The sequence below is a fragment of the Lysinibacillus sp. PWR01 genome (genome assembly GCF_043359455.1).
Lineage (GTDB): Bacteria > Bacillota > Bacilli > Bacillales_A > Planococcaceae > Lysinibacillus > Lysinibacillus fusiformis_F.
This window is the reverse complement of the sequence record NZ_JBHERJ010000012.1, coordinates 29552-41571: the sequence shown is the minus strand read 5'-3', so window position 1 is coordinate 41571 and position 12020 is coordinate 29552. Positions and strand designations below refer to the sequence as shown.

Sequence of the window (12020 nt, the reverse complement as noted above, 5' to 3'; positions counted from 1 at the left end):
GTTTAGCCCTATCATCGTGCTTTTATCTTGTTATTTAATTATTCATTTACCTCATGGCTAAATTGCCATTCAACGCCAAATTTGTCTGTAAGTGAGCCGTAACATTTGCTCCAAAATGTTTCTTGAAGCTCCATTCTCACGTTACCACCTTCTTTAAGCTTATCAAATGCTTGACGCATTTGCTCTTCATCATCGGATACAACAGCTAATGTGACATTATTCCCTGTGGAAAATGGCATGCCTGGAAATGTATCTGAGAACATAATTCTACTACCGAATACAATAAGTCGTGTATGCATGACAAGATCTTTTGCTTCTTCTGGTAATGGATAGTCTGGATTTTGTGGTGTCTCTCCAAACGTCATAATTTCAGCCTTGTCCGTATTAAAAACGTCTTCGTAAAACGCAACTGCCTCTCGACAATTTCCATTAAAATTCAAATAAACCTCTACTGCCATTTTCAACACTCCTTTGTCATTTTTTGAAACAATTCTATTGTACATGGATTACAAAACATAACACAAATTATAACTAGAATATTTCATCTTCAAAGTAAGTTGGCTCCTTTCTTTTTAAATTTTTTATTTATTTTCACAAAAGCTTTGACATTTACTCAAAAATCATGTAAATTACCAAATGGCGAACAATTTAAATTAAATCTTAAAAAATATTCGTATTTTAGGAGTGTATATAATGGATAACGTATTTGACTATGAGGATATTCAACTAATTCCCGCAAAATGTATTGTAGAAAGTCGTTCAGAATGTGATACTTCTGTTACTTTAGGTGGTCACACTTTTAAACTTCCAGTAGTACCTGCAAATATGCAAACAATTATCGATGAAAATCTTGCAAAGAAACTTGCTGAAAACGGTTACTTTTACATCATGCACCGTTTCCAACCAGAAACTCGTCGAAACTTTATTCTAGAAATGCAAGGAAATGGCTTAATTGCTTCTATTAGCGTTGGTGTAAAAGAAGAGGAATATACATTTATTGAAGAATTAGCAGCTGCTAATTTGGTACCTGATTTTATTACAATTGATATTGCACATGGTCATTCAAATGCTGTTATTCGTATGATTCAGCATATTAAAAAGCATTTACCAAAAAGCTTTGTTATCGCAGGTAATGTAGGAACACCTGAAGCGGTGCGTGAGCTTGAGAATGCTGGCGCAGATGCAACAAAAGTTGGGATTGGACCAGGTAAAGTATGTATTACTAAAATCAAAACAGGTTTTGGTACTGGCGGCTGGCAACTAGCTGCACTACGTTGGTGTGCAAAGGCTGCTACAAAACCAATTATTGCTGATGGTGGCATTCGTACACATGGAGATATCGCTAAATCTGTACGTTTTGGTGCTTCAATGGTAATGATCGGTTCATTATTCGCTGGTCATGAAGAGTCACCTGGTGAAACAATCGAAATCGAAGGAAGAACAGTGAAGGAATACTTCGGCTCTGCTTCTGAATTCCAAAAAGGTGAACGTAAAAACGTCGAAGGTAAGAAAATGTACGTTGAACATAAAGGTAGCATCAAAGATACATTAATCGAGATGCAACAAGATTTACAGTCATCTATTTCATATGCTGGTGGCACAAAGCTAGAGGCTATTCGCAATGTTGATTATGTAATCGTGAAAAACTCTATTTTCAATGGAGATAAAGTGTACTAATTAGTGTATACCCGCTAACATCACCCCAATTAAGAGCTATTTACTCTTGATTGGGGTGATTTTTTGGAGACCTACCTCTTTTAATGTGATGAATTAAAATATGGTATTTATTTTCAGAATTTTCTATTTTATTAAAAAACTATATATTATAATAGAACTATATTGAAGTAATGAAGGGACGGAGGTTGTTTCTAATGAAGTCAGTACGTAATAAACTTGTTAGTCTTGCCATTATAGTTATTCTACTATCAACAGGACTAGTTGGAACCGTCAATTATATTGTGGTGAAAGGAGAACTCGATCAGGTAGGTCGAGATAGTCTTAAAAATGGCACACTTGGCATACTTGAATTAATTGCACAGTTAGACACTCAAGTTCAAAATGGGAAAATAACGCTAGAGGAAGCTCAGGAAAGTGCAAGAACACAGATTGTTGGTAAAAAAATTGAAGATAATAAACGATCCATCGATAATCCTGTCAAATATGGAGATAATTTTTATTTCTATGCTTTCCAAGATAGCGGTATGGTTGAAACCCATCCATCTCTTGAAGGACAAGATATTTCAGATTTACAAACAGGTGATGGACGCTATTTTGTAAGAGAAATGATTGAAGCAGCAAAAGCCGGAGGAGGATATGTACGTTATGATTGGGCTCTTCCCTCAAACCCTGAAATAGTTGCGCCTAAAATTACTTATGTGGAAATGGACAAGCATTGGGGTTGGATTATAGCAGCTGGTACATACGAAATGGACTTTAATGCAGGTACTAATAATGTTTTATATTACACACTGGGTATGACAATCCTTGCAACGATTATTGGTGTATCACTCTTCTGGTTCTTCTCTGGACGAATGACAACCTATATACGAAAAATTATGGTGATCACATCTGATATTGCTAAAGGCAAGCTAACTGGTGATGACATACCTGTTACTACAGAGGATGAACTAGGCATACTAGCTAGTAACGTGAATAATATGAAACATAGCTTGCACGAAATGGTCAACAACACGAAGGATAGTGCATCCCAAATGAGAGTTTCTTCAGAAATGCTGAGTGCCATTACAGAGGAAACTACTGCCTCTGCTGACGAAATTCATCAAGCAATCAATGACATCTCTAAGGGAGCCGTTGTACAAGCTGAAGAAGCAGAAATGGCCATTAGTAAAGTTGAAACTCTGTCCTCACTTATCTCAAATGCTACAGATAAATATGGTGAGATTACTGAAAATATGAATATCATTAATCAATCTCAAGAAAATGGTAGACAAAAAGTAGATGTATTACTGCAAAATTCAAGTGAATTTACACAAGTAATTGAGGAGTTACGTACAAATTTCTCAAGCTTGACGAGCCAAATGAAAGAAATTCATCAAGTGGTACAAACCATTACATCCATTTCTGAACAAACAAACCTATTAGCACTAAATGCAAGTATTGAAGCAGCTCGTGCGGGAGAACATGGTAAAGGATTTGCTGTCGTAGCTGAGGAAGTACGCCATTTATCAGAGGATACAAATGAAGCCACTAACCGTGTTAGAAATCTATTACAGCGTATTGAGGTTGATACTGCTAATTCAGATGCAAAAATGATACACACGCTCCAACTTTCACAAAATCAGGCAATGTCGATTACGGAAGTAAAGGGAGCCTTTACTTTCCTAGCAGATTCCATTCATGATATTACAAAGCACCTTGTTTCTCTAGACAAAGGAATGAATGACATGGCGGAAAATCGAATAGTTGTGATGAATGCTATTAATGAAATAGCAAGTGTCGCTACACAATCTGCCGCGGCTACTGAACAAATTAACGCCTCCATTGACGAACAGAAGTCAGCGGTGACGTCTATCATGCACTCCTCTATGGAGCTTCATACTGAGGCAGAGCGTATGTACGACTTAGTAGAACGCTTTACATGACAAATACCATATAAAAAAGAATGCTACGCATATCCGTAGCATTCTTCTTAACATTATAGTTTGTTAATTACTGCGTGGATTGTTTCCTTAAGTTCTGCATCATGATCAGCAAGATCTACAAGGTTTCCTAGACGTTCACGTAATACAGGGCGCTCAATTACTAATTTTTCATCAAGTACTTGTACCAATAGCTCGATAATAAGACGATCACGAACATTTAACGCTTCTTCTAAACGTTCTGGTGTAATTTTCGCATCAGTTTTTGCAGCTTTTGCCATTTTAAAAACCCCTTTTATATTTTATATTCATGCACATCTATTTTAGCATACCACTAAATTATTTTGAAAACTTTCTTTCATAAAAATATACCAAAACTTTACAAAAACAACAGAAAAGATTTACGGCAAATTGTTATATTTATATCATAATACTCTACTACTCAACCATATGATGATGTATTTACTAAAATCGATTGGAGGAATTGGATGAATCAAAAAAGTACGACTTATTTACAGCTCATTAAAGCTGTGCCGAAATCTCTACAGCTCTTTCTCAATGTTTGCCTTGTACTATTAGCACTGATTCTTTCTTTTTTGTTATTTAAGGAGCTAATTGAATTTCTTAAAATATTACTATTTGCTAAGGAAGATGGTGATTATAAACTATTCCTTGCCAATATTCTTATTTTCTTTTTATATTTTGAATTCATCACAATGATTATTAAATATTTTAAGGAGGACTACCATTTTCCACTCCGATACTTTATTTATATCGGTATCACAGCGATGATTCGATTAATTATTGTGGAGCATGACCACCCTCTAAATACTCTAATCTATTCATTAATTATCCTAATCCTAATCATAAGCTACTTTATTATTAATATCACGCCACTTGAAAGACCAACACGTTCATCCATTCTCATCAAAAAAGATTAAAAGCTCTCACTACCATTCTAAAATGCCGATATACATGTAGGCTTTTCAAACACATAGAAAAATTGCTGTAAAGCCTGTAAATATTGATTATCACTAACCTGTATTCGACTAAGCATAAATAGCTCTTGGACCGTTACTACACCCATTACCAGTGATGAAAGCTCAGCCACATCTAACGTGACTTCAACGTCATAGCTACCACTTTCTATTATTTTAATTGTGCCGTTAACAGCTTCAACAATGAGTTGCTGATTATTTTTAGCAAGTAACGAATCCGTAACATTCAATTTAAATGTCAAGGTGACACCGTTAAAATTGCGTGTTCTTAGCTCTTCAAAAAAGCCTTTCACATTAATAATACGGTACATTAGTCCAACCCCAGACACAGCACTTGCGTGGTAGACACTTGGAATTAAATGATTTGTCCCATTTCTTACATCTCCTAAAAAGAAATGTACATTTTCTTCTTGTGTATTCCATTCAATTCGGTTTACCTGGTCTGCTTGACTGTTTAAAAATGTACTAAGCTCTAACAAAGCCTCAGGAGTCTCGTAGATCCACTCTTTAATCACCAAATTATTTAGCATAAAATTACTCTCGCTTTGCTTATTAAATGAAAAAACAATATAGCCCTGTACTGTACCCTCCTGTTCCATTGCAATCACATAGTTGTTTGGATTATTAAAAATAAAGGATAGCTCCTGTTGTGTTTTAAAAAACATCCCATGTTTTTTAGCTACTACCCTGTTGTAGCAATCTATTAGCTGTTGCTGATCTGCAACTGTCAAATATTTTAGATGCTTTTTGGTAGGCCCTTTAGGGAAGCTTAAAGGCTCTACCAAGTATTGATAGATTTTCGGTCCATAGCCAAAACCCATTTTCTTATAAAAATCTGGTCTAAACGGATACAAAGCCACAAAATGAATATCTTTTTCTAAAAAGATGTTAAAGAAATGTTGGATTAATTCTTTTGCAACCTTCTCTTTTTTATGTAATAAGTCAACTGCAACAAGCCCTACCCCACCGATTGGTAGCATTGTAGAGAACAGGTTCATTTGAAAGTCATGTAGTCGCATACCGCCAATGAGCTTGTCATCTTCCCATAGTCCATAATAATGAAGAGATTCATCATTGCTTTGATTTTGCATAAAGTGCTTTGTCAGCTGTTCTTTTGTTGTGTGTGCCCCATCCATTCTTCCTGGATAGGCTCCTACAACGATATTCACAAAGGATACAAAATCTTGTTCTTTCACTAATTTCTCCACAACTCTCATCATGTCCCCTCCATTTTCACATTGTTGCATGTTATTTATGAATTTTTATACCCCATAATAACATATATTACCACGACAAAATAATGAGTACTGAAAATGAGTAAAGGAGGAAAATGTATGACTTTAATTGATTCTTATATTCACGAAGTGTCTAAAAGGCTACAAAAAAATAAACGTGAGAAAATCAAGGTTGAACTAAAAGCTACAATTGAGGACATGTTGCCAGAGCAATATTCAGAATCCGAGGTGAAGGAAGTACTCAAGAAACTTGGAAGCCCTGTAGAGGTTGCTGCAAGCTATCAGGATACTCCCCGTTTTTTAATTGGTCCAGAGATTTTTGATCAATATACAAGAACCATCAAGCTAGTTATTCCTTGGGCAATTCTCATTACGATCATTGTTCAAGTAATAGAGAAAATGGTGCTCTATTCGGGAGAAGAAGCACTTCTCACAGCCATTATTACAGCCTTTGTGGGAATCATTGTTGCCATTATTGCTGTATTATTTCACGTATTGTTTTGGGTTACAGTTATTTTTATCATTAAGGAACGCTCTGGTGCTGAAAAGATTTCCCTACCCATTTTGAAAGATACCAAGCAATGGTCACCTGATGATTTAGTACAGATTAAAAAGATTCCCAAAGATAAAATCATTACTTTAAGTGACACAATTTTTAGCCTTCTAGGAATCATTATTTTTTCTTTTGTTTATTGGAATGCCTATCGTCTTTTAGGTATTTATACAACAAATGACAACGGGAGCTTGAAATTTGTTATGCCAATCTTTAATCAAAATATTTTACAATCGTTTGTTCCTGTAGTCTTACTATGTATTATCCTTAGTCTCACTTTAACTTTTTTAAAATGGCGTGCGGGTCAGTGGACAGTGCCTATCGCCATCACTAATGCACTACTTCAAAGTGTAGGAACGATCGTGTTTATTTTAATGGCGATGCACCAAGATTTTATTCATAGTGCCTCCATTCCATACATGGCTGCTATCCTAGAAACAACATCAGCTAAGGTTGCCTTTACTATAGATAAAATCCTACTATTTAGTATAATTATTGCTGTTTTAGCAAATGCATTTGATATCTATCAAGGATTTAAAAAAGCGAGAGTATAAAATCCCCCTATTGAAATCGCTAAAATACCTTTATTCTCTGATGTTTTGTATAATGATAAAGTTGAAAGTATTTTTATATACATGAAAATAATCTGCACAATTCAATCAGAGTAAGGGGAAATTACTATGACCATTCTTCTAGTAGATGACAATCAAGTCAATTTATTTGTCATTGAAAAAATACTAAAAAATGCAGGTTATGATAACTGTGTTTCTCTTTCATCTGCTTATGAGCTATTTGATTATTTACAATTAGATGCACCCAATCCGACAGGAAATTCAGTAGATTTAATTTTGTTAGACATTATGATGCCGGAAGTAGATGGTATTGAGGCCTGCAAACGTATTAAGCAAAATGAGAGATTGAAAGATATTCAAATCATATTTGTCACAGCACTCGAGGATAAAAATAAACTGGCAGAAGCCCTAGACATCGGTGGCGTAGATTATATTACAAAACCAATTAATAAAACAGAGTTACTTGCCAGAATGCGTGTTGCCTTACGTTTAAAAGCGGAATTAGACTGGCACACACAGCATGAAAAGAAAATACAATATGAACTAGATTTAGCCACCCATGTACAAAGAAGTCTTCTTAGTCCACCATTAAATGAGAAGGACATCCGTATTGAGGTTTCCTATTTACCCTCCTCTAATTTAGCAGGGGATATGTATTATTGGTACAAAATAGACGATCATCGTTATGCCATCATACTATTGGATATGATGGGTCACGGTATATCTGCAGCGCTTGTTTGTATGTTCATCTCCTCTGTTCTAAGAGAGGCGGTTAAGCAATTGATCGAACCCGAACTTGTCATCAAGGAACTGAATCGTTATATGACACTATTGCAAGATGGTAAAGAGAATAATCTTTATTATTTTACAGCGATTTATTTAATCATTGATACAGAGCACAAAACAGTCGAATACATAAATGCTGGCCATCCTTCTGGCTATGCACTAATCGATGAAAAAACATGTATTCCATTAGATCAGGGTAGCTGTGCAGTCGGCTTCTTCGATGAAATTAAAGTGAAAAAGCAATATATTCAATATGAGCATGATATTCAAATTGTGTTATTTACTGATGGTGTATTAGAGGCGATGGGACCTTGTGAAATAGAATCCGAAAAGCATTTGCAAACGCTAACATCCTCCAAGTGGGATTATTCGCAATGCCTAATCGATAACCTATTACCTAAGGATAAACAAGAAAATCAGCCTGATGATATGTGTGTATTAATGATTCAAGCTAGCACTAATTCTCTATAAATAAAAAAGCAGAGGCTATCAGTTATAGATAGCCTCTTACTCGTTAATACATTTTTTGATAAATTCTTTCGTTGCCTGCAATTTCACTATATTTTGAAATGACCTCTTCAAATCGCAATGTTTCTTTATCCCCTAAGCATAAAAATCCTTCGTCACTTAGACTTTCATAAAACAATTGATGTACCTGACTCTGCAGCTTAGGTGAAAAATAAATAAGAACATTTCTGCACAGGACGACATGAAATTCATTAAATGAATGATCTGTTACTAAATTATGTTGAGCAAAAATAATATTTTTCAATAATGTTGGATGGAAGTAAGCATATTGATAATCTGTTTGATAGTATTCTGAAAAAGCATGGGCACCTCCAGCCAGCATATAGTTTTTCGTATATGCCTGCATTTTATGAATGGGAAAAGCACCTTTCTTAGCCTTTTCTAATACTTGCTCATTCATATCTGTTGCATAAATAACAGCTCTCTCTATAAGCCCCTCTTCCTGCAGCAAGATAGCCATAGAATATACTTCTTCACCTGTCGCACACCCTGCATGCCAAATACGGATTTCTGGATATTTTCGTAAAACTGGGATGACCGTTTCACGAAAAGCCTTAAAAAAGCTAGGGTTACGAAACATCTCCGTTACATTTATCGAAAAATCATTCAATAACTGCTCTAAAAATTCTTTATCATGAATGACCTTTTCCTGTACGCGTGAAATCGTTGGAATGTTATTGATCCCCATTCTATTGTAGATTCTACGTGAAATGGATGAACGATTATATTGACGAAAATCATAGCCAGATAAACGATAAATAGCCTCTAGTAACAAATCAATTTCTAAATTTGTCTGCTTATTTAATTGTATATTTTGCTCCAAAGGCTGAAATTGTTCCATGTTCATTAACTCCCCTTAGAAACCAACCATACTCTTAAAACTGATATTAATTGATCTAAATTTAATGGCTTACTAATATAATCAGATGCACCTGCCTGCAATGATTTATCACGATCATTTTTCATCGCCTTAGCAGTCAACGCAATGATTGGCAAATCAATACGCTTCATTTGCTGACGAATTATAGTCATCGCTTCATAGCCATCCATATTAGGCATCATGATATCCATCAGAACAAGATCAATATCAGGATTAGCTTGCAAGACCTCTAAACATTCTAGCCCATCTTTGGCAACTAGAATATGCATACCTCTTTTTTCTAATGCTGTTTTCAACGCATAAATATTACGGTTATCATCATCAACGATTAAGATATTCTTCCCTTGGAAAACCTCTACCTCTTGTTGAAGGGCTTCTTCCATTGCTTGTGGTTGCTCTGGTGCTTCTTCCTCTTTCACCGTCGTAGCAGCCACTTCGTTCATGGCAAGCTTTTGGCAATGCTCCTCTTCGATTCCATTTGGTAGACTTGGAATTGTTAATCTAAAGCTACTACCTTGTCCTTCAGCACTTTGCAACGTAATCCAGCCACCAAGTAATTTGGCAAACTCCTTACAAATAGAAAGTCCAAGGCCTGTTCCACCATATTTTCGAACTGTAGCTCCATCTGCTTGCTGGAATGATTCAAAAATCAGCTGATGTTTGTCTTTCGGAATACCTATTCCTGTGTCTGAAACAGTAATTTCTAGCCAATCTGTACTTATATCCTGCATATTGTTTGTTAGTTGTTGTGGTGTAAGCTGGTTAATGTCTAATGTGACAGATCCATGCTCAGTAAATTTAAAGGCATTAGATAATAAATTCTTTAAGATTTGCTGGAATCTCTTTTCATCTGTATAGAATATATCTACTACATGATCTGCCTTTGAAATATGGAATGCTAAGTTTTTCTTCATCGCAACTGGTGCAAAGGTATGTTCAATTTGCACAGGTACTTCGCTCATATTGACTTCATTAAAAATAATATCAAGCTTTCCAGCCTCGACTTTAGATAAATCTAAAATGTCATTGATTAGAGCAAGCAAGTCCTCCCCAGAAGAATGAATAACTTTAGCAAATTCTGCTTCCTCGTCTGTTAGGTTGTGTTGGCTATTTTCTGCTAGCATCTCTGATAAGATTAATATGCTATTTAAAGGTGTTCTTAATTCATGTGACATATTAGCTAAAAATTCGGATTTGTAATTGGAGTTAAGAATAAGTTGCTCTGCACTTTCTTCTAATTCCTTCTTCGCCTTCTCTAGCTCTCTTGATTTAGACTCAGCCTCTTTCGTGCGCTCTTCAAGCTGCTCATTAATCATTGTCAGCTCTTCCGTCTGCATTTGTAATTCCTCTGATTGTGTCTGAAGCTCTTCTGATTGAACCTGTAATTCCTCTGTCATTGCTCTCGATTCATTTAATAGACGAACAATTTCCATACGCCCTAGAACGCTATTCACTGTTAGTCCAAAGGTTTCAGTGACTTGTCTAACTAATTCTTGCTGTAACTTACTGAATTTAGCCATTGTTGCTATTTCAACAACCGCTATGACTTCATTTTCAAAAATAATAGGGATCAATAAAATATTTTGTGGTCTTATTTCACCTATTCCTGTTCTAATTAAACGATAGTCTTTTGGAATATTATCATAGAATAACACTCTTTTTTCTAATGCACATTGACCGATTAATCCCTGTCCTATTTTAAAGCTCTCCATGCCAACACCATCATCTGTGTCAGCAAAAGCAGCCTTTTTCACAAACTGTACTTGGTTCTCTGTTACTTCCCGAACATAAAATGCGCCAAGGGATGCTTGGGTTTTCTGTGCTACTTCTGATAGGAAGGTCTCCGCTAATTTTGTAATTGCTGAAATACCTTGATAATTTGTCACGATTTCAGCTACATTGCTTTGTAGCCATTCCCTCTTTTCGACGGACTCTAAAAGCGTATTCGTTGCATTAGCAAGTTCATTCACTTCATCGTTGGTATTCACATGGATTCTTCTTGTAAAATCACCTTTTGTAGCTGCTATTTCTTGAATTGTTTGTGTTACTTCCGTTATCGTTTTTACAATTGAACGGGAAATGCCACTAGCGATAGCAATAGCTATTGTAGAAACTAAAATTAAGATCCCAAATAAAGCACTAGTTAATTTACTATTTTGCTTGTCTAACTGATTTGCCTTTGCCTGTGTATAAGCATTTTCAGTGGCACGGAATGAATCGAATAGTTTGCGCATTTTTTCCATATCCTGACGACCATTATCCACTTTAAAAAAATCATTTAATGCTTCTACATTATTATCCTTTTTATATTGAATAGTTGGTTCGCCTGACGTTGCAACCCAATGTTCAATTGTTTCCTCTATCTCTTTAAGTTTGTCCTGCTGAGCTGGTTTATCTTTCATTTGTTGATAGAGTTCATTAAAATCTATTTTCCAATTTTCAGCTGCATTATCATAGGGTTCCAGATAACTCTGCTTACCCGTAATGATGAAAGCCCGCTGACTTGATTCCATATCCAAAATATATTTTTCAATTTCATTCGTTAAAGTTAGAACATTGGAATCGTACTTAATAATAAAATTTCTTTCCTTCTGCAAAGATGTAATTTGATTATTTAATATGACAACCGTGGCAAGTAAGCAAAGAATGATTACGATATAACCTAATGTAATCTTTGAGCGTATACCCATTTTTAATCTATTTAACATTTGGTTTTCCTACCCTTACCTTTCTTTTACTTTATTATGATTACTAGTATACATCTAAAAATAACTCATTTTATCCTCTTTTAGATTCTTAATAAAGAAATTTTGCTGATTTTGTATTAATAAGTCTATGCATTTTTCATATACATTTTATATTGAACCAT

The 12020-nt window shown here is 35.2% G+C and carries 10 protein-coding genes; 5 read left to right on the top strand and 5 right to left on the bottom strand.

Annotated elements, in window-relative coordinates; genetic code table 11:
* Positions 1-38: 38 nt before the first annotated feature.
* Positions 39-458, bottom strand: coding sequence for a VOC family protein (locus tag ACEVFT_RS01475; protein ID WP_016992246.1), 420 nt, complete (start codon positions 456-458; stop codon positions 39-41).
* 235 nt (positions 459-693) lie between these two features.
* On the opposite strand from ACEVFT_RS01475, the gene guaC reads away from it, so the two are divergent.
* Both guaC and ACEVFT_RS01465 read left to right on the top strand, forming a co-directional pair.
* Entirely contained in the window at positions 694-1677 is a 984-nt protein-coding gene (gene guaC, locus ACEVFT_RS01470; RefSeq protein WP_004233490.1) for a GMP reductase, read from the top strand.
* 194 nt (positions 1678-1871) lie between these two features.
* Positions 1872-3602: a methyl-accepting chemotaxis protein gene (locus tag ACEVFT_RS01465; protein WP_205446230.1), complete on the top strand. Its 1731-nt coding sequence runs from the start codon at positions 1872-1874 to the stop codon at positions 3600-3602.
* 53 nt (positions 3603-3655) lie between these two features.
* Here ACEVFT_RS01465 and ACEVFT_RS01460 read toward each other — a convergent pair whose 3' ends face one another.
* Positions 3656-3880, bottom strand: a complete 225-nt coding sequence (locus tag ACEVFT_RS01460; protein WP_004233486.1) for a hypothetical protein — start codon at positions 3878-3880, stop codon at positions 3656-3658.
* A gap of 207 nt (positions 3881-4087) precedes the next feature.
* Between ACEVFT_RS01460 and psiE the strand changes: the two genes are divergently transcribed.
* On the top strand, positions 4088-4540 hold the full coding sequence (gene psiE / locus ACEVFT_RS01455) for a phosphate-starvation-inducible protein PsiE (RefSeq protein WP_342442063.1): 453 nt from the start codon (positions 4088-4090) through the stop codon (positions 4538-4540).
* A gap of 17 nt (positions 4541-4557) precedes the next feature.
* On the opposite strand, the gene ACEVFT_RS01450 is transcribed toward psiE, so the two are convergent.
* A complete protein-coding gene (locus tag ACEVFT_RS01450) occupies positions 4558-5814 on the bottom strand; it encodes a GNAT family N-acetyltransferase (RefSeq protein WP_393947742.1) in 1257 nt (418 codons plus the stop codon).
* A gap of 117 nt (positions 5815-5931) precedes the next feature.
* Between ACEVFT_RS01450 and ACEVFT_RS01445 the strand changes: the two genes are divergently transcribed.
* Entirely contained in the window at positions 5932-6939 is a 1008-nt protein-coding gene (locus ACEVFT_RS01445) for an HAAS signaling domain-containing protein (protein WP_205446232.1), read from the top strand.
* A 126-nt stretch (positions 6940-7065) separates the two neighbouring features.
* The gene (locus ACEVFT_RS01440) at positions 7066-8214 is read left to right on the top strand and encodes a SpoIIE family protein phosphatase (RefSeq protein ID WP_393947740.1); all 1149 of its coding nucleotides are present in this window, start codon (positions 7066-7068) and stop codon (positions 8212-8214) included.
* Positions 8215-8257: 43 nt separating this feature from the next.
* Here the strand turns inward: ACEVFT_RS01440 and ACEVFT_RS01435 are convergent, their stop codons facing one another.
* Together ACEVFT_RS01435 and ACEVFT_RS01430 are read right to left on the bottom strand one after the other, a co-directional pair.
* The gene (locus ACEVFT_RS01435) at positions 8258-9112 is read right to left on the bottom strand and encodes a CheR family methyltransferase (RefSeq protein WP_393947739.1); all 855 of its coding nucleotides are present in this window, start codon (positions 9110-9112) and stop codon (positions 8258-8260) included.
* 5 nt (positions 9113-9117) lie between these two features.
* Entirely contained in the window at positions 9118-11859 is a 2742-nt protein-coding gene (locus tag ACEVFT_RS01430; RefSeq protein WP_393947738.1) for an ATP-binding protein, read from the bottom strand.
* Positions 11860-12020 lie beyond the last annotated feature (161 nt).